This is a genomic window from Ruegeria sp. F12, assembly GCF_056533885.1.
Genome location: NZ_JBQFOV010000016.1, coordinates 73,920 through 93,161 on the forward strand (window position 1 = coordinate 73,920; position 19,242 = coordinate 93,161).

At 58.6% G+C, this 19,242-nt stretch carries 18 protein-coding genes; 16 read left to right on the forward strand and 2 right to left on the reverse strand.

Annotation, left to right across the window (positions count from 1 at the left end; all coding sequences use genetic code 11):
• The first annotated feature begins 88 nt into the window (after window positions 1-88).
• From ACR0CA_RS18175 to ACR0CA_RS18220, 10 genes are all read left to right on the forward strand, one after another.
• On the forward strand, window positions 89-3,508 hold the full coding sequence (locus ACR0CA_RS18175) for an indolepyruvate ferredoxin oxidoreductase family protein (RefSeq protein ID WP_480900538.1): 3,420 nt from the start codon (window positions 89-91) through the stop codon (window positions 3,506-3,508).
• An 81-nt stretch (window positions 3,509-3,589) separates the two neighbouring features.
• A complete protein-coding gene (locus ACR0CA_RS18180) occupies window positions 3,590-4,468 on the forward strand; it encodes a lysophospholipid acyltransferase family protein (RefSeq protein WP_170769661.1) in 879 nt (292 codons plus the stop codon).
• Window positions 4,469-4,476: 8 nt separating this feature from the next.
• Complete coding sequence (murI, locus tag ACR0CA_RS18185) at window positions 4,477-5,286, forward strand: glutamate racemase (RefSeq protein WP_480900540.1); 810 nt, start codon at window positions 4,477-4,479, stop codon at window positions 5,284-5,286.
• A gap of 93 nt (window positions 5,287-5,379) precedes the next feature.
• Window positions 5,380-6,408, forward strand: a complete 1,029-nt coding sequence (gene argC, locus ACR0CA_RS18190; RefSeq protein ID WP_480900542.1) for an N-acetyl-gamma-glutamyl-phosphate reductase — start codon at window positions 5,380-5,382, stop codon at window positions 6,406-6,408.
• 7 nt (window positions 6,409-6,415) lie between these two features.
• Window positions 6,416-6,862: a cytochrome c maturation protein CcmE gene (gene ccmE, locus ACR0CA_RS18195; protein WP_480900544.1), complete on the forward strand. Its 447-nt coding sequence runs from the start codon at window positions 6,416-6,418 to the stop codon at window positions 6,860-6,862.
• A gap of 119 nt (window positions 6,863-6,981) precedes the next feature.
• Window positions 6,982-7,593, forward strand: a complete 612-nt coding sequence (locus ACR0CA_RS18200) for a holin-associated N-acetylmuramidase (protein WP_480900546.1) — start codon at window positions 6,982-6,984, stop codon at window positions 7,591-7,593.
• Window positions 7,584-8,162 carry a holin family protein gene (locus ACR0CA_RS18205; protein ID WP_480900548.1) on the forward strand — a complete coding sequence of 193 codons (579 nt, stop codon included), beginning with the start codon at window positions 7,584-7,586 and terminating at the stop codon, window positions 8,160-8,162. Before ACR0CA_RS18200 ends, ACR0CA_RS18205 begins: the two co-directional genes overlap by 10 nt.
• Window positions 8,163-8,237: 75 nt before the next feature.
• On the forward strand, window positions 8,238-10,202 hold the full coding sequence (locus tag ACR0CA_RS18210) for a heme lyase CcmF/NrfE family subunit (RefSeq protein WP_170791037.1): 1,965 nt from the start codon (window positions 8,238-8,240) through the stop codon (window positions 10,200-10,202).
• Window positions 10,199-10,651 (forward strand): cytochrome c-type biogenesis protein, encoded by a 453-nt coding sequence (locus ACR0CA_RS18215; protein WP_480504371.1) that lies wholly within the window; start codon window positions 10,199-10,201, stop codon window positions 10,649-10,651. The genes ACR0CA_RS18210 and ACR0CA_RS18215 overlap by 4 nt, the downstream gene beginning before the upstream one ends.
• Window positions 10,652-10,724: 73 nt before the next feature.
• Window positions 10,725-11,501, forward strand: coding sequence for an enoyl-CoA hydratase-related protein (locus ACR0CA_RS18220; protein WP_480873715.1), 777 nt, complete (start codon window positions 10,725-10,727; stop codon window positions 11,499-11,501).
• Window positions 11,502-11,504: 3 nt separating this feature from the next.
• On the opposite strand, the gene bmt is transcribed toward ACR0CA_RS18220, so the two are convergent.
• On the reverse strand, window positions 11,505-12,518 hold the full coding sequence (gene bmt / locus ACR0CA_RS18225) for a betaine--homocysteine S-methyltransferase (RefSeq protein ID WP_480900552.1): 1,014 nt from the start codon (window positions 12,516-12,518) through the stop codon (window positions 11,505-11,507).
• 117 nt (window positions 12,519-12,635) lie between these two features.
• Window positions 12,636-12,953, reverse strand: a complete 318-nt coding sequence (locus ACR0CA_RS18230) for a DUF1476 domain-containing protein (RefSeq protein ID WP_170769671.1) — start codon at window positions 12,951-12,953, stop codon at window positions 12,636-12,638.
• 185 nt (window positions 12,954-13,138) lie between these two features.
• On the opposite strand from ACR0CA_RS18230, the gene purC reads away from it, so the two are divergent.
• From purC to ACR0CA_RS18260, 6 genes are all read left to right on the forward strand, one after another.
• The gene (gene purC / locus ACR0CA_RS18235; protein ID WP_170769672.1) at window positions 13,139-13,894 is read left to right on the forward strand and encodes a phosphoribosylaminoimidazolesuccinocarboxamide synthase; all 756 of its coding nucleotides are present in this window, start codon (window positions 13,139-13,141) and stop codon (window positions 13,892-13,894) included.
• A 178-nt stretch (window positions 13,895-14,072) separates the two neighbouring features.
• Entirely contained in the window at window positions 14,073-14,303 is a 231-nt protein-coding gene (gene purS, locus ACR0CA_RS18240; RefSeq protein ID WP_170769673.1) for a phosphoribosylformylglycinamidine synthase subunit PurS, read from the forward strand.
• 4 nt (window positions 14,304-14,307) lie between these two features.
• Window positions 14,308-15,351 carry a zinc-dependent alcohol dehydrogenase family protein gene (locus ACR0CA_RS18245; RefSeq protein WP_480900556.1) on the forward strand — a complete coding sequence of 348 codons (1,044 nt, stop codon included), beginning with the start codon at window positions 14,308-14,310 and terminating at the stop codon, window positions 15,349-15,351.
• 11 nt (window positions 15,352-15,362) lie between these two features.
• Complete coding sequence (gene purQ, locus ACR0CA_RS18250) at window positions 15,363-16,031, forward strand: phosphoribosylformylglycinamidine synthase subunit PurQ (protein ID WP_170791025.1); 669 nt, start codon at window positions 15,363-15,365, stop codon at window positions 16,029-16,031.
• Between the two features lie 37 nt (window positions 16,032-16,068).
• A complete protein-coding gene (locus ACR0CA_RS18255) occupies window positions 16,069-17,847 on the forward strand; it encodes a sensor histidine kinase (RefSeq protein ID WP_170791023.1) in 1,779 nt (592 codons plus the stop codon).
• Between the two features lie 12 nt (window positions 17,848-17,859).
• Window positions 17,860-19,194, forward strand: a complete 1,335-nt coding sequence (locus ACR0CA_RS18260) for a sigma-54-dependent transcriptional regulator (protein WP_170769677.1) — start codon at window positions 17,860-17,862, stop codon at window positions 19,192-19,194.
• The last annotated feature ends 48 nt before the right edge of the window (window positions 19,195-19,242 follow it).

Here is a 19,242-nt window from a genome sequence, read left to right on the forward strand (position 1 = left end):
TACAGAGGGTAAACCCTATACAGGTCAGAAATTGTGACCTAAAATGCGAGGGAAATACGCACACTGATCTGACGAGGGGAGACGTCTGATGAGCCAGCCACAGATATCGCTGAACGACCGGTTTGATATTGAGAAGAACCCCGTCCTTTTGAACGGCACACAGGCGCTTGTGCGGTTGATGCTGTTGCAGAAGGAACGTGACCGACAGGCAGGTTTGAATACTGCAGGTCTGGTCACAGGGTATCGGGGCTCTCCGTTGGGTGCGGTCGATCAGCAGATGATGCGGGCGCAAAAGCATCTGGCTGAAAGCGATGTCACCTTCCAATTCGGCCTGAACGAAGATCTTGCTGCCACCGCGCTCTGGGGCAGTCAGCAGGCAGGTCTGCGGGGTGATGGCAAGTTCGATGGCGTGTTCGGCCTGTGGTACGGCAAAGGCCCCGGCGTTGACCGTTCGGGCGACGTGATGCGCCATGCCAACATGGCGGGCACGGCGGAACATGGCGGTGTTCTTGTAGCGATGGGCGACGATCACACCGGCGAAAGCTCCACCGTTTTGCACCAGTCGGAGTGGGCGTTGGTGGACATGTATATGCCTATTGTCAGCCCGGCGGGTGTTCAGGAAATCCTCGATTACGGCATCTATGGATATGCGCTCAGCCGGTTTGCGGGTGTGTGGGTCGGGTTGAAGACGATGAAGGACACGATCGAAGTGACCTCGGTCGTCGATGGCAGCCCGGATCGGATCAAAGTGGTCACGCCGCAATTCGACATGCCCCAAGGCGGCCTGAACATCCGTCTTGGCGACACGCCGCACCTGCAAGAGGCGCGGATCATAGACTCCAAACGTTTTGCGGCTGAGACGTTCTCGCACGCCAACAAGATGGACAAGCGCGTCTGGGGCAAACCCGGTGCCAAGATCGGTTTCGTCGCGGCGGGCAAGAACTGGCTGGATCTGGTCCACGCTCTGTCGCTGCTCAATATCGACGAGGCTGAGGCCGAACGGCTTGGGATCACAACCTACAAAGTAGGCCAGACCTTCCCGCTGGATATGGCGGGTTTTCATGATTGGGCCGAAGGGCTGGACCTGATCGTCATCGTCGAAGAAAAGCGCAAACTGATCGAGGTTCAGGTCAAGGAAGCCATCTTCGACGACCGGCGCGGGCGGCGCGTGTATGGCTGGTACAAAGGTGGTGCAGGGACCCTACACCGGGAAGAGCTGTTCCCGACCCGCGGTGCCCTTGATCCGATTATGATCGCGGAAAAGCTTGGCGATATCCTGATCGAAGAGGGGCGTGAAACCGACGGTGTGCGTGCGGGGCTTAACAAACTGGCCGAGTCGCGCCGGGCCGACAATGCCGAAGAGATCGCGACGCGTTTGCCCTATTTCTGCTCGGGTTGTCCGCATAACAGTTCGACCAAGGTGCCCGATGGCAGCCGTGCCTATGCGGGCATAGGGTGTCACTACATGGTTCAATGGATGGACCGAAATACCTCGGGCTTTACCCAGATGGGGGGTGAAGGCGCGAACTGGATTGGCGAGGCTCCATTCTCGACCACACCGCACGTCTTTCAGAACCTCGGCGACGGGACCTATAACCACTCGGGCGTGCAGGCCATCCGGGCGGCGCTTTCGGCGGGGACGAACATTACCTTCAAGATCCTGTTCAATGATGCCGTTGCCATGACAGGTGGACAGGGCAATGAGGGCGATTTGACCGCCGAACGCATCGTGGCCGAGGTCAAGGCGATGGGCGTACAGCACGTGGCTTTGGTCTATGACGAAAAGGAAGATGTGAATTTCAAGGCGCTGCCATCGGGGGTAGATACGTTCGAACGCGCCGAACTAATGCAGGTTCAGGAAAAATTCCGCGAGATCGAGGGCGTCTCGGTCATTGTCTACGTGCAGACCTGCGCTGCTGAAAAACGTCGCCGTCGCAAGCGCGGAACGTTCCCGGACCCGGATAAACGTGTCTTCATCAACACTGACATCTGTGAAGGCTGCGGCGATTGTGGGGTTCAATCCAACTGCGTCTCGATCGTTCCGAAAGAGACCGAGCTGGGCCGGAAGCGCGCGATTGATCAATCCAGTTGCAACAAGGATTTTTCCTGTGTGAACGGGTTCTGCCCGTCTTTCATCACGTTGGAAGGTGCGAAGATCCGTAAGGAGGCCACCACCGAAATCGATTTGCCGGATTTGCCAATGCCCGATCTGCCAGAGATCAATGGCACGCACAACGTGGTGATTACCGGAATTGGCGGGACCGGCGTGGTGACGCTGGGCGCGGTATTGGCGCAGGCGGCGCAGATCGACGGCAAAGGTGCGGGCATGATGGAAATGGCTGGCCTGGCGCAAAAAGGCGGCGCGGTGCATATCCACTGTCGTCTGGCCAATCGCCCCGAAGATATCAGCGCCATCCGCGTGGCCACCGGCGAGGCACATGCGCTGATTGGTGGCGATCTTGTCGTGTCCGCAGGGGCAAAGACCCTGGGCCTGACCCGTGCAGGCCAGACCGGTGCCGTGGTCAACAACCATGAAACGGTGACAGGTGATTTTACGCGTGACACCGCCTTCCGTATCCCTGGCGAACGTTTGGAACTGGCACTGGAAGCGCGGCTGAAAGAGGATGTCTCCCTGTTCGACGCGACCGCATTGGCGCGCGCCGTGATGGGGGATTCGATCTATTCCAACATGATGGTCTTTGGGGCCGCGTGGCAGCGTGGATTACTCCCGGTCAGCCATTCGGCCATAGAACAGGCTATCGAATTGAATGGCACTGCAGTGGAACGCAATAAGCGCGCCTTTGATATCGGCCGCTGGGCGGTTCTGCACCCGCAGCAGGTCGCCGATATCCTGAAACCGAACGTCGCTGAACTGCCCAAAACGCTGGATCAGATCATTGATTTCCGTGCTAACCACCTGACCGATTACCAAAGCGCGCGTCTGGCCAAAAAGTATCGCAAAATGGTCGATGCCTTCGAGGATACCGATATCCGCGAGGCCGTGGCGCGGGGCTATCACAAACTTCTGTCCTACAAGGATGAATACGAGGTCGCGCGTCTGCTGCTGACCAGTCGCGAAAAAGCCACAGCCGAGTTTGATGGCGATTTTCAAATGACCCTGCATCTGGCCCCGCCCATTCTTGGCAGCAAGGGGCCGAATGGTCGCCCGAAAAAACGAACCTATGGCGAATGGATGCTGGGTCCGCTCAAGCTCTTGTCCAAGTTGAAAGTCTTGCGAGCGACGCCTCTGGACATTTTTAGCTACAGCTCCGAACGTCGGATGGAGCGCGCCCTGATCAAACAATATGGGCGTGATCTCAAAGAGATCACTCCGCTGATCAACGCTCAGACACGGGACGCGGTGATCGCACTGGCGCGCCTGCCGCTGGACATTCGTGGCTTTGGTCCGGTCTTGAAGGAAAGCGAAGCCAAGGCCGCCAAGCGGCGCGAAGAACTGTTGTCTGTCATTCGCAGCGGTGGGCCCGATTTGCGCGCGGCGGCGGAATAGATCGTCACATCCCTGTCACGATCTCTAGGCAAACCTGTGGGCTGCACCTAAGTTGCAGGCCACAGAACCTCGGAGACCGCAATGCCTTCGCCCCGCCATGTCGCTCGTGACATTTCCTATGCTTATTCCGCCGAAACCAAAGGCGGTCGCATGGTCATCAAGTTGATGGAAAACACGACGGGTCGGATGCGCCTGATCAAACGCGCGGACGGCTATGAACAAGAGGTCGCGCAGGGCCGCGATTTTTGGACGGTCATGGTGGACCGTTATGGCCTTTCTCTGGATGTGGTGGGCGGATCGCTCGCGAATATCCCCAATACCGGCCCACTGATCCTGATTGCCAACCACCCCTATGGCATACTTGATGGGATGATGATGGGACATATTCTGTCGCAAACGCGCGGCGATTTTCGCATTCTGGCCAACAGCGTGTTCCGCAAGGCCGAAGACTTGAACCGGGTCGTGTTGCCTGTGTCATTTGACGAGACCAAAGAAGCGATGAAGCTGAACTTGCAAACTCGCAAAACGGCCCTGAACTATCTGGGTGACGGTGGCGCGATTGGGATTTTCCCCGGCGGTACGGTCAGCACCGGGGTCAAGCCGTTCTCATACCCGATGGATCCGGGCTGGCGCGGCTTTACTGCACGAATGGTCGCTAAATCGAACGCAACAGTGGTGCCGGTCTTCTTTGACGGTCACACCTCGCGTCTGTTTCAGATCGCCAGCCATCTGCACAGCACTTTGCGCATGGGTTTGCTGATCAAAGAGTTCAAAAAACGTGTCGACACTCCGGTCAAAGTGGCGATCGGGGAGCCGATCAGCCGCGACGTTCTGGACCCTCTGGCCGGGGACACACGCAAGATGATGGATTTCCTGCGCAAAGCCACGTATGAGCTGTCCCCGAAGCCGTTGAAGTCTTATGACTACGGCTATGAGTTTGAGGAACGGCATCGCGCCTGAAGGGGCAAATGGCAGTAGGTATTTTTGATTCTGGTTTGGGCGGGTTGACCGTTCTGGACGCCGCGCAGAAACGTCTGCCGGAAGTGGATTTCCTGTATTACGCAGACAGTGCGCACGCGCCTTATGGCGTGCGAGATGCGGAAAACATTTATGACCTGACCCGCGGGGCGGTGAACGTGTTGTGGGACCGCGGCTGTGATCTGGTGATCCTGGCCTGCAACACCGCCAGCGCCGCTGCGCTGCGCCGAATGCAAGAAGAAGGCGTGCCCGAGGGCAAGCGCGTGCTGGGTGTCTTTGTACCGCTGATCGAGGCTTTGACCGAGCGGCAATGGGGCGACAACAGCCCTCCGCGTGAGGTTGCCGTAAAACATGTGGCGCTGTTTGCGACGCCCGCGACTGTCTCTAGCCGTGCATTTCAGCGCGAACTGGCCTTTCGCGCCATTGGCGTGGATGTTGAGGCCCAGGCCTGTGGCGGCGTGGTCGATGCCATCGAGGACGGCGACATGATTCTGGCCGAAGCCCTGGTACGCAGCCATGTCGATGCTCTCAAACGCAAGATGCCTGATCCGCAGGCCGCGATTTTGGGCTGCACCCACTACCCGCTTATGGCCGAGACCTTCCAGGCGGCTCTTGGTCCGAATGTGCAGGTGTTTAGCCAAGGTGATCTGGTGGCCGAAAGCCTAGCGGATTACCTAGCCCGGCATCCAAACATGCTGGGCAAGGGCGAGGCTGGGTTTCTGACCACCGGCAAGCCCGCCTTCGTCAGTGACCGGGCAACGCAGTTCCTGCGACGACAAATCTCCTTCGAGGCTGTCTGACTTAGGTCAAGGACGCCAAGCGGACGAATCCGTAAACCAAGGCCGGCGCATCGGCGGTCGTGATATGTGACATATGAATAGAAGAGGTCTGACATGACCCATAAAATCGCAATTCTGGGCGCTTCCGGCTACACCGGTGCCGAACTCGTGCGCCTGATCGCCGAGCATCCGAATATGGAGATCACTGCGCTGGCCGCCGAGCGTAAGGCGGGCCAGTCCATGGCGCAGGTCTTTCCGCATCTGCGCCATATGGATCTGCCGGACCTGTGCAAGATAGCCGAGATTGACTTTTCGCAGATCGACCTGTGTTTCTGCGCCTTGCCGCACAAAACCAGCCAAGAGGTCATCCGCGATCTGCCCAAAGATCTCAAAATCATTGACCTTTCCGCCGATTTCCGCCTGCGCGACCCGGAAGAGTATGAGAAATGGTACGGCAACCCGCATGCCGCTTTGGCGCAGCAGGACGAAGCCGTCTATGGCCTGACCGAGTTTTATCGCGATGATATCCGCGATGCGCGTCTGGTGGCGGGTACCGGCTGCAACGCGGCTACAGGGCAATATGTGCTGCGCCCGCTGATCTCGGCCGGGGTGATTGATCTGGATGACATCATTCTGGACCTCAAATGCGCGGTGTCCGGCGCGGGGCGGTCGCTCAAGGAAAATCTGCTGCATGCCGAACTCAGCGAAGGGTACAACGCCTATGCCGTGGGTGGCACGCACCGGCATCTGGGTGAGTTCGATCAGGAATTCTCGGCCCTGGCAGGACGTCCGGTCCATGTGCAGTTCACACCGCATCTGGTCCCGGCCAACCGGGGCATTCTGGCGACCACTTACGTGAAAGGTGATCCAGAAAGCGTGTATGAAACGCTGGCCAAAACCTACGAACACGAACCTTTCATTCAGATGCTGCCCTTCGGTGAGACCCCGTCGACCCATCATGTGCGGGGCTCGAATTTTTGCCATATCGGCGTGGTGGGCGACCGGATCGAACGTCGCGCCATTGTGATCGGCGCGCTGGATAATCTGACAAAAGGTAGCAGTGGCCAAGCCTTGCAGAATGCGAACCTGATGTTAGGTGAAACTGAAACCCTTGGCCTGATGATGGCCCCTCTGTTCCCGTGAGGATATCATGAAGTCTCTCAAGAAACGTCGTCGCGTACAAATCATTCTGCTGGCTGTGGTGGCCTTGGTGTCATCGACGGCGTTGATTGGGTGGGCTTTGCGGGATGGAATCAACTTTTTCCGGTCCCCCAGCGAAGTAATCGCAGAGCCACCCAAACCGACGGAGGTGTTTCGCATCGGCGGGTTGGTCGAAGAAGGCTCAATCGTGCGGGGGCAGGGTGAGACTGTGACCTTTGTCGTCACAGATGGCGGTGAAAGTGTACCGGTGGCCTTTACCGGTGTCCTGCCTGATTTGTTTACCGAAAATCAGGGTATGGTTGGCACAGGCAGCTACGTGAATGGCGTGTTTGAAGCCACTGAAATCCTTGCGAAACACGATGAGACATACATGCCAAAAGAGGTGGTGGATGCGCTCAGGGAACAAGGCGTCTACAAAGAAGGCAGCGATAGCTGAACTCCGCTCAGATTTGAGTAAACGGGCGTTGCGAGGATGAACCTTGCAGCGCCCTTTGTCATTGTTCTGAATTAACCGTTCTCTGCCAGCGTTCTCGGCAATCAGATGCGGAGGATGCCATGCAAACGGTTCGGGATATCGCAAAGCAGATCGTGGCGCGCGAAGGTGGGTTCGTGGACGACCCGGACGACCCCGGCGGCGCGACCAAATACGGCGTCACTATCCATACGATGCGGCGTTTGGGGCTGGATTTGAACGCGGACGGTCAGGTGACGACAGAGGATGTCAGGCTGCTCAGCCTATCGCGAGCCGTCGAGATTTTCGTCACGCATTATTTCGACCGTCCCCGTCTGGCCTTGCTGCCCGAGGGTCTTCAGGCGTCAGTTTTCGACATGTATGTGAATACCGGCGCGCAGGCCGTGAAACTCCTGCAACACTTGCTGCGCGATATGGGGTTTGCGGTGGTGGTTGATGGGGTCATCGGGCCGCAAACCGCGCAGGCCAGCCTCAAGGCGGCCGAAAGGAGCCCAACGGCCTTGGCCGATGCATATGGGATTGCGCGCCGGAACTATTACTTTCGACTGGCCGACCGTCGCCCTGCGTCCCGAAAATACGCGCGAACGCGGGCCGGGGGGAAGGGCGGGTGGATACGCCGGGCGGAAGAGTTCATTTCGGCCCGCTATCACCTGAACGAACGCGAATTTCAGCAAAGGGTTGCGCAATGGGATTGATCTCGGATGTCTTGACGTTTCTGTTCGGAGGCGGGCGCAACGTGGTGCGTGACACCGCTGAGGTATTCCGCGAGAATGCCGAAAACCGCGCTGTCCGGGATGCGACGGTTCAAAGCCAAACGCTTGCGCAGTTTGGGGCCGAGTTTCAGATGCCGCAGAAAGGCGCCTATGACCGGTTCATCGACGGGTTAAACCGCCTGCCGCGCCCCGCGCTGGCGCTGGGAACGATGGGGTTGTTTGTGGCTGCCATGATCGACCCGCTGTGGTTTGCCGCCCGAATGCAGGGAATCGCCTTGGTGCCCGAGCCGCTTTGGTGGCTTTTGGGGGTCATCGTGTCGTTTTATTTCGGTGCGCGACATCAGGTCAAGGCACAGGATTTGCAGCGGGAAATCTCAGCCACAGTCCTGCGCGCACCCCAGGTTGCCGGAAACATCGAGACCCTGAATGCGCTACGTCACACCAGCGTGGGTCGGTCGGATCCTGGCCCTGACGCAGAACTGTCCGAGACGATCTTGACCCCGGACCAGAACCCGGCACTTGAAGAGTGGCGCCGCGCGAAAGCAGCCTGACCCGCGACACTATGTGCGTGCTGTTTAAGCGAAAGTTATTGGTGCTTGCGGCGCAACAGGACTATATCCGAGGCCATGATTACAGAACTCGGTCACTACGCGCTCATCCTCGCCTTCCTCGTTGCGATTGTGCAAACAGTCGTTCCCTTGATCGGCGCGGCCAAAAGGTGGACCGGGTGGATGACATTCGGCGAGACGGCGGCCATCGCTCAGTTCGTTTTGGTCGGGTTCTCTTTCTGTGCATTGGTCTGGGCCTTCACGACTTCGGACTTCTCGCTGCGCATCGTGGTTGAGAACAGCCATTCCGCAAAGCCGATGCTTTATAAGATCAGCGGCACATGGGGAAATCACGAAGGGTCTATGTTGCTGTGGGTCTTTATCGTGGCGATTTTCGGCGGTATGGCAGCGATATTCGGCGCGGGGTTGCCGCCAACGCTGAAAGCACGCGTCTTGGCGGTGCAGGCGGCAATTGGTGTCGCGTTCTATGCCTTTATCCTGTTTACATCGAACCCGTTTGATCGCCTGATCGTCGCTCCGTTTGATGGGCGGGACTTGAATCCTCTGCTGCAAGACCCCGGATTGGCCTTCCATCCGCCCTTCCTGTATCTGGGCTATGTGGGTCTGAGCATGGCCTTCAGCTTTGCCGTCGCCGCCCTGATCGAGGGCCGCGTAGACGCGGCTTGGGGACGGTGGGTACGCCCCTGGACATTGGCCGCATGGGTGTTTCTGACCATCGGTATCGCGCTGGGATCGTGGTGGGCTTACTACGAGCTCGGCTGGGGTGGATTCTGGTTCTGGGATCCGGTTGAGAATGCCTCGTTCATGCCATGGCTTTTGGCGGCGGCGCTGCTGCACTCGGCCATTGTGGTCGAGAAACGCGAGGCGCTGAAAAGCTGGACCATCCTGCTAGCGATCATCGCATTTGGGTTCTCGCTGATCGGCACGTTCATCGTGCGCTCGGGGTTGCTGACCTCGGTCCATGCCTTCGCAAACGACCCGGAACGCGGCGTGTTCATCCTGTTCATTCTTGTGATCTTCATTGGCGGCGCGCTGACGTTGTTTGCCGCACGCGCGCAGGCGATGGAGGCCAAGGGTGTCTTTGGAATGGTCAGCCGAGAAAGCGCGCTGGTGCTGAACAATATCTTGCTGGCCGTTAGCTGTTTCGTGGTCTTTTTCGGAACCATGTGGCCCATGGTGGCCGAGATGGCGTTTGATCGGAAACTGTCCGTTGGGCCTCCGTTCTTCAATGCCGCCTTCACGCCCTTCATGATTGCTTTGGGCCTTGTGCTGCCCATTGGGGCGATTCTGCCGTGGAAGCGGGGTAAGATCGGCAAAGCGGCATATTCGCTACGCTATGCGTTTGTGCTGGCTGTTGCATTGGCCATTCTGGTTTGGGCGATGCAGACCGGCCGCAGCGCCATGGGCCCGGTTGGGCTGTTTCTTGGCGCATGGATCACCTTCGGGGCCGCGGTGGACCTGTGGAGTCGCACGGGCCGTAAAGGCAGTATCCAACGTCTGTTCCGACTGCCTGGTGCGGATTGGGGCAAAGCAGTCGCTCATACTGGGCTTGGCGTCACCATTTTCGCTATTGCGGGTTTGACCGCTTGGGAAGTCGAGGATATCCGCGTCGCACAACCTGGCCAACCTTTCGAGGTTGGGCAATTTACGCTGACACTGGAAGATGTCAGACGGGTTGAAGGTCCCAACTATTTCTCAACAACTGCTGATGTTCGGGTCGAAAAGAATGGTCGTCCGATGGGCAGCCTGCATCCCGAAAAGCGCGACTATCCAGTTGCGCGCATGCCCACAACAGAGGCCGCGATCGACTATCGCTTTTTAGGCGATCTTTATGTTGTGATCGGCGATCAGCAGGCCGATGGCGGCTGGGTCATGCGGACCTATATCAAACCGCTGGCCAACTGGATTTGGGGCGGGTGTATCCTGATGGCGCTGGGTGGTTTCCTCAGCCTGTCGGACCGGCGGTTCCGGGTCGCAGCGGGCGCGCGCAAGGCCCCAAGTGGCGGAGTACCTGCGGAATGAAGCGCTTTTTCCTGATATTCGCCCTAATCGCCTCACCCCTGTTTGCGGTGCAGCCTGATGAAGTGCTGGACGATCCGGTTCTTGAACAACGCGCCCGCGATCTGAGCACCGGGCTGCGGTGCCTTGTTTGCCGCAACGAAAGTATCGACGAAAGCAACGCTGATCTGGCCCGTGACCTGCGCCTATTGTTGCGCGAGCGTCTGGTTGCCGGGGACACGGATGACGAGGCGATCCGGTTCATTGTAGATCGTTACGGCGAGTATGTCTTGCTGAAGCCAACAGTTACGGGGTCGAACCTGATGTTGTGGCTGGCCGGTCCGATCATGCTATTGATCGCCGCTGCGATGGGGTGGAATTTCCTGAGAAAACGTTCGGACGTTCAGGCCGCGGGCTCGGATACGCTCAGCGAGGCGGAAAAGAAGCGATTGGAACAAATTCTCAAGGACTAACCCTTGGTCGGTCTTTCCCTTGTGATGTAATTGCGTCAGGGTTTGCCCAAGACTGTTGTTTGGGGGGATCCTGATGAATTACGAAACCGTGTTGCTCGACATCTCGGACAATCTGGCGGTGCTGACATTGAACCGGCCCGACAAGATGAACGCGATGACAGCGCAGATGCGGGCCGAGGTCGCCTATGCGATGAAACAGGCGGCCGCGAATGCCCGTGCGGTGGTTCTGACCGGCGCTGGTGCAGCGTTTTGTTCCGGGCAGGATCTGGGGGATGCGTCCAGCACCGGCAAGATCGACCTTGAGCGGACCTTGCGCGATGAATACGAACCGATGCTGGAAACGATCTACAACTGCCCCGTGCCGACCATCGCCGCGGTGAACGGTCCGGCGGCGGGGGCAGGGTGCAATATGGCGCTATGTGCCGATGTAGTGATTGCCACGGAAAGCGCCTATTTCCTGCAAGCCTTCGCGCGGATCGGGCTGTTGCCGGATGCGGGCGGCACTTGGTTCACGCCGCGCCAGATGGGGTTTGCCAAGGCGATGGGCGCCGCACTTTTCGCTGACAAGATCAGCGCCCGGCAAGCAGATGAGTGGGGCATGATTTGGGAGGCCGTCCCAGACGCGGAATTCGACGCACATTGGCGCAAACGGGCGACTTATCTGGCAAATGGTCCAACCGCAGGGTTCAGCGCGATCAAGAAAGCGATCCGTGGTACTTACGAAAAAACGCTGGACGAACAACTGACGATCGAGGCCCATTTGCAGGGCGAATGCGGACGTTCGCGTGATTTTGCCGAAGGTGTCGTGGCCTTCATGGAAAAACGCCCCCCGAAATTCGAGGGGCGCTGATCGTCAGGCGCGGCGGCGGCGGCGTGTCCGTCGCTCGGGCACCGCATCCTCACCCGTGCCGTCCGAGGCCGATGAGAACGGCCCCAGCGCATCCGTGATCTGATCCAGAGTAGGGCGCACACCAGGCGGCGCGCTGTCCAGCGCTTCGCGCATCTTGCGCAGGTGATCGGGCATCGTGCCGCAGCAGCCACCGATGATTGTTGCGCCTGCATCGCGGGCCATGGCCGCATACTGGCCCATCAACTCGGGCGTGCCGTCATAGTGGATATGGCCGTTCACATATTTGGGGATACCCGCATTGCCTTTCGAGATCACAGGACGTTCGGTGCCCTGTGCCGCAAAGCCCAGAACTGTACGCAAAATGTCCGATGCTCCGGTGCCGCAATTAGCGCCAAAGGCCACGGGCGGGTTCGGTAGCGTTTCAACCAGTTGCGCCAGGTCGGCCGAAGTCACACCCATCATGGTGCGCCCTGCGGTGTCGAAGCTCATAGTCCCGCACCAGGGCATGTCGGCCAGCGCAAAGGCTTCGGCGGCAGCGCGGAATTCCTCAGGTGCGCTGATGGTTTCAAGCCACAGCACATCGGCACCGCCTGCTTTCAACGCTTCGGCCTGCTCGTGGAACATCTCGACGGCACCTTCATGAGAAAGGCTGCCCACGGGCTCCATAATCTCTCCGGTCGGCCCGACCGAGCCCGCGACGATCACGGTGCGGCCGGCCTTGTCGGCCACCTCACGGCCCAGCTCGGCCCCGATGCGGTTCAACTCAGCCACGCGGTTCTGCGCGTCGTGGAGTTTCAAACGGGCGGATGTACCGCCAAAGGTGTTGGTCAGGAACAGATCGCTGCCCGCATCGACCGAGCCCTGATACAAAGCCTTGATCTTGTCAGGCGCGTCTAAATTCCACAGCTCAGGCGCGTCACCGGATTGCAAGCCCATGTTGAACAGGTTTGTTCCGGTGGCCCCATCGGCCAGAATCGCATCTTTGGTTTCCAGAAGTTTCGTCAGTGCGTTTGTCATTGGGCTATCCCAAAAAGTCGGCGAAGCCGATAAAACTAAGAAGTCCCGTGTCTCATGACCGGGACTTCAAAGCAAATTCATAAATCTCATGAAGATCATGAGGCGGGGCGAATTCCCTCAGTCGGTTTCGCTGAGAACCTGCGCCTTGGCTTGGGGCAGCAGCTCGGCCATCTTGGCACGAATTTCGTCATCCGACGACAGCGAGCCCAGATCGCCAGAGACCTTGCGCACGACATCTTCGTGTCCGGCCTCCTCGAAATCGGCGATCACAACAGTTTTGGCGTATTCCTCAGCGTCGGCACCGGACTTGCCCAGCTTTTCCGCGGCCCACAGGCCCAGCAGCTTGTTGCAACGCGCCTGCGCCTTGAACTGCATTTCCTCATCATGGGCGAATTTGGCTTCAAATGCGTTTTCGCGTTCGTCAAACGTGGTCATGGGTTGGGGACCTCTTCGGTTATATCTTCTTGATTGATGATATGACGATAGCCGCGCCCGGACGCAAGGGATTTGCGCTGCGTCAAAGCCTCTCGGTTTACTGCGCTTGCGGGAAAAGGGGGGTTGGACTATGAGAGCGCCAAGAAGCGGGAATATTCCCGCTCGTCAGTCTGGAAGGGTCGCTTATGGCGCGTCGCAAGAAAATCTACGAAGGCAAGGCAAAAATTCTGTATGAAGGCCCCGAGCCGGGTACGATCGTTCAGTACTTCAAGGATGATGCCACTGCCTTCAACGCGGAAAAAAAAGACGTGATCGACGGCAAGGGCGTTCTGAACAACCGCCTGAGCGAGTTTTTCATGACCGGTCTGAATCAGATTGGCGTTCCGACGCACTTCATCCGCCGCCTGAACATGCGTGAACAACTGGTGCGTAGCTGCGAGATTGTGCCGTTGGAAGTGATCGTGCGCAACTATGCCGCCGGGTCGATGTCCAAACGTCTGGGCATTGCCGAAGGCACGCAATTGCCGCGTCCGATCGTAGAGTATTGCTACAAGGATGACGCTCTGGGTGATCCACTGGTGACCGAGGAACATATCGCCGCCTTTGGCTGGGCCAGCCAGCAGGACATGGATGATATTCTCAGCCTTGCGCTGCGGGTGAATGATTTCCTCAGCGGCATGATGCTTGCGGTGGGTATTCGTCTGGTCGATTTCAAGATCGAGATCGGGCGCGTGTACGAAGGCGATTTCCAGCGCTTGATTATCGCCGATGAGATCAGCCCCGACAGTTGCCGTCTGTGGGACATCGAAAGCGGCCAGAAGCTGGACAAGGACGTGTTCCGTCGCGATCTGGGCAGCTTGACGGATGCCTATTCCGAGGTCGCAAGACGTCTGGGCGTTCTTCCCAAAAGCAATGTGACCAAGCCTACGCTGATCAACTAATCTGCCTCGCTTGCGTGGAATACCGGAAACGCCGTGCCCTTGCGCGGCGTTTTTGCATTTGCGCCTGTTGCCTGCGGCAAACTGCGTGCGGACAAGGGTTGTCGAATGACAAAAGGCGCGCTATCCCCCGCGCAACGGAACGGGCCGCGACTTTTGGCCCTTAGCTGGAGTTGCAGGAATGAAAGCACGTGTGCATGTGATGCTCAAGAATGGGGTTCTCGACCCGCAGGGCGAGGCCGTGCGCCACGCATTGGGTGCCATGGGCTTTGATCAGGTCGAAGGCGTGCGTCAGGGCAAGGTGATCGACCTTGAGCTGGCCGACGGCGCGACCGAAGCCGACGTGACCCAGATGTGCGAAAAACTGTTGGCAAACACGGTCATCGAACGCTACGAGATCGAACTGGTCTAAGCGGATGCGGGCGGCGCGTCTAATCACCTATCGCCAGCCGCTCGAGCTGGCCTCGGTTACCGATCCGGAACCGGGAGAGGACGGTGTGGTTCTACGCGTGCTGGCCTGCGGCGTGTGCCGTTCCGACTGGCATGCATGGTCCGGTGCGGACCCCGATGTTGTCCTTCCCATGATTCCCGGACACGAATTCTGTGGCGAGGTGGTTGCGGTTGGCGCGCGTGTCAGCCGTTGGAAGGCAGGGGATCGGGTGATCGCGCCCTTCATTCTGGCTTGCGGCCATTGTCCGGATTGCGCGCAAGGCCATCAGACAATCTGCGCCGATCAGGTGGTGCCTGGCTTTACCTGCGATGGCGCATTTGCTGAATATGTCTCGGTGGCGCATGCAGATGCCAATCTTTCGGTGTTGCCTGACACAATGGCTCCTGAAATTGCTGCTGCCTTGGGCTGTCGTGTCACGACGGCCTGGCAGGCCCTGGTGGGGCGTGCGCAGTTGCAAGGCGGTGAGTGGCTAGCGGTTTTCGGCGGCGGTGGAGTAGGGATATCGACCCTGTTGCTGGGCAAGGCGCTGGGTGCGCGCGTGATCGTTGTGGATATCGCCGACGACAAGTTGAACTACGCCAAAACTCTGGGTGCAGATGTGGTGATCAACGCGGCGACCAGCAATGCGCCAGAGGCTATTAAGGATATCACCTGCGGTGGTGCCCATGTCGCGATCGAGGCGCTGGGGATCGAAACCACGACAATCGCCGCCATGAAATCCCTGCGTAAGCTGGGTCGCATGGTGCAAATAGGAATGCCCGCCGGACCGCATAGCAACATGACCTTGCCGATGGATGCGCTTTATTCCGGTCAGCTTGCCGTATTCGGAACCCGCGGTATGCCCAGCTGGCGCTACCCCTCGCTTTTGTCGTTGATCGCAGGGGGCAGTGTTGACCTGAGCCCACTGGTGACGCGGCATATTTCTTTGTCCCAGGTAAGTGAAGAACTTGCCGCCTTTGACCACCCGACGCCGCCCGGCGTTGCCGTTGTCACCGATTTCACGCATTAGGAGGCCCCGCCATGCGCGCAGCAGTCATCGTATTTCCCGGCTCCAACTGTGACCGGGACCTGGCCGTGGCCTTTGAACAGGCCGGTTTTCAGGTCGACATGGTCTGGCACAAGGATGCCGCTCTGCCCGAGGGCGTGGATATCGTGGGCGTGCCCGGCGGGTTCTCGTACGGTGACTACCTGCGTTGCGGTGCGATTGCCGCGCAGTCTCCTATCTGTAAGGCGGTTGTCGATCATACCGACCGTGGTGGCTATGCCGTGGGTATTTGCAACGGCTTTCAGATCCTGACCGAAACCGGGATCTTGCCGGGGGCGCTGCTGCGCAATGCGGGCCTGAAGTACATCTGCAAGACCGTCGGCCTGAAAGTTCAAACCAGCGACAGCGCCTTTACGCAGGGCTACAACGCAGGTGACGAGATCGGCGTGCCGATTGCCCATCATGACGGAAACTATTTTGCTGACGACGCAACATTGTCCACGCTTCGTGATCAAGATCGCATCGCATTCACCTATACCGAGAATCCGAATGGCTCGGTCGGGGACATCGCAGGCATCCTCTCGGAAAACCGCAGGGTTCTCGGGATGATGCCGCACCCTGAACGGGCGGCGGATCAGGGCCATGGCGGCACGGACGGAACGGCATTGTTCCGCGCATTATCAGGCGTTCTTGCTCCGGCGTGACTTGAGGAACCGATTCAGCCCGCGTAGTTTCCGGGGCATGAGTTCCGACAATCGTTCAGGCTGGTCTTCTTTCAAGACCCCGTTTCAAGGCGCCCCTTTGGGGTGGCGATTGCGCGTTGCGGTCACGGTTCTTCTTCTGGCAACCGTGGCGACGATTTGGGTCACGAACCGGTTGCTGATCGACCGCTTTACCGAATCCACGCGCAACCGCGCTGAACTGCGGCTGGCTTTGTACTCCGGAAATTTGCTGAGCGAACTACGCCGCAATGCTATTGTTCCGCAGCTTCTGGCGCGCGATCCCAGCCTGATCTCGGCCTTGCAGTCCAGTGACTATACGCTTTCCAGCCAACGCTTGATTTCATTTGTCGAGGAAATAGGCGCGGCCTCTCTGATGCTGTTGGACGGCGATGGTCTGACACGGGCGGCGACGGACAGGAACCGTCTTGGCGAAGGGCACAGAAACTCGCCTTATTTCATTGATGCGGTTCGCTCCAACGCGACGATCTTTACCGTGATCCAGACGGAGTCTGGTGGATACAGCTTTGTTTATTCGCGTCGGATTGAGGCAAATGCCGAAGTCCTCGGTGTCATCGTGGTCGAGGTCGATCTGCAAAAGTTCGAACGCGCTTGGGCCGGAATCTCGGATGCCGTTATGGTGGCGGACAGCACCGGGACCGTGATCCTTTCGACCGAACCCAAATGGCGCGGACTGGACGAAAACACTGCCATTCAACGCCAATCGCCGGATTCTGCCATCGAACGCGCCATACGCGCGACGGCCGATTGGACAGCCCTGCCTGCCGACGCCTATGTGCAGGGCGAGGCCGTGATGCGTATGGAAACCCGCATTCCGTTTCGTGGATGGAAGATGACATCATTCACGACCTATTCCTCTATCCGCGAAAAAGTGAACAGCGTCATCGCGTTGGAGATCATGGGCTTCGCGATTCTTCTGGCGCTGGCCTTCTATGCGCTCAGCCGCCGAGCCACGTTCCGCATGACGCTGTTTCAGCGCGAGTCGGCAGAGCTTCGCGCATTAAACGCCCGCTTGCAGCGGGAAATTGCTGAACGTGAACGGGTAGAAAAGACGCTGGAAGTGGCTGAGCAGACGCTGGCTCAAAGCTCGAAACTTGCGGCGTTGGGTGAGATGTCGGCAGCCGTCAGTCATGAGCTTAATCAACCTCTGGCTGCAATGAAAACCTATCTGGCCGGGGCACGCCTTTTGCTGCGCCGCAACCGTCCCGAAGAGGCATTGGCCAGCTTTGGTCGCATAGACGGGCTGATTGAGCGGATGGGGGCGATCACCCGCCAGCTCAAGTCTTACGCAAGAAAGGGGGCGGACGCGTTTTCCCCTGTAAATCTTGGCGAAGCGCTGGCCTCGGCCTTGTCAATGATGGAACCGCAGTTGCGGCAACGCCATGTTAAGATCACTCAGATTCTGCCCGAAGAACCGGTATTGGCCATGGGCGACCGGATGCGGATCGAGCAGGTTATGGTAAACCTCTTGCGCAACGCGCTGGACGCCACCAAGTCAGTATCTGAGCCCGACGTTGAAATCATTTTGGCAGCAGGCGATATGGCGGTGTTGACGGTGCGCGACAATGGGCATGGTATCGAAGATATCGAGAACCTGTTCGAGCCGTTCTATACAACCAAGCAGCCGGGCGACGGGGTTGGGCTGGGGCTTGCCATCTCCTCTGGGATCGTGAACGACCATGGGGGACGGCTGACCGCCCGCAACAGTCCCAACGGGGGCGCGGTGTTCGAGATGCAGTTGCCAATACTTGGAAGCGATGGCCTAGAGGCCGCGGAATAACGGGGTAAGAAAATGGCACAAGCCATGAAGATCGCCATTGTGGACGACGAACAGGATATGCGCCAGTCGATCAGTCAATGGCTGGCACTGTCGGGATATGACACCGAAACCTTTGCCAGCGCCGAGGATGCGCTCAAGGTATTAGGGCCGGACTACCCCGGCATCGTGATCTCGGACATCAAGATGCCCGGTATGGACGGCATTCAGTTGCTGAAGAAACTCATGGGCGCGGACAGTACACTGCCGGTCATCATGATCACCGGGCATGGGGACGTGCCTATGGCGGTTGAGGCGATGCGCGTGGGCGCGTTCGACTTTCTGGAAAAGCCCTTCAACCCCGACCGGATGTCCGAACTGGCCAAACGCGCCAGCAACGCCCGTCGTCTGACGCTCGACAACCGGGCTTTGCGGCGTGAGTTGTCCGATGGCACCCAGATCATGAGCAAACTGATCGGGGCCAGTCCGGTCATGGAGCGCCTGCGTGAAGATATTCTGGATCTGGGACAGGCCGATGGGCATGTTCTGATCGACGGTGAAACCGGAACTGGCAAGACATTGGTGGCGCACGCTCTGCACGCCGTAGGCAGTCGGGCAGGTAAGAAATTCGTCCTGATCTCATGCGCAGCCTTGGAGGAAGAGGCGCTGTCCAAACGGTTGTTCGGGCCTATGATGCCCGAGGATGCGCAATTGCCTGCCATTGAAGAGGCGCGTGGCGGCACGCTGGTGCTGGAAGATGTCGAAGCGTTGAGCGACACGTTGCAGGCGCGATTGCTGAGCGTGATGAATGATCAGGGCACACCTGCCGAGACCCGCATTATCGCAATTTCGAATTTGCAGGAAGCGGGAAAGACCTCGGAAGATGTTCTGCGACCGGACTTGTTCTATCGGTTGGCTGCGCTGCGCATCACCATGCCGCCGCTGCGCCAGCGCGGCGAAGATATCCTGACGCTATTCACGCGCCTTAGCGAGCAATTTGCCGAGGAATATGGCTGTGATGCACCGCAGGTCAGTGCGCAGGAGGCCGCGCAGCTGTTGCAGGCACCGTGGCCGGGTAATGTGCGGCAGCTTATTAACATTGCGGAACGTGCGGTTCTGCAATCACGGCGCGGGTCTGGAACGATCGCATCGTTGTTGATGTCGGATCATGAAGAGATGCAACCGGTTATGACCACAGAGGGCAAGCCGCTGAAAGAATATGTTGAGGCGTTCGAGCGGATGCTAATCGACAATACCATGCGCCGACACAAAGGCTCGATCGCTTCGGTGATGGATGAGCTGTGTCTGCCGCGTCGGACGTTGAACGAAAAGATGGCGAAATACGGGTTGCAACGCTCGGACTATTTGTGACGGTTGGGAGGGGGCCAGCCCCCTCTTGAGCCTGTGGCTCAATTCACC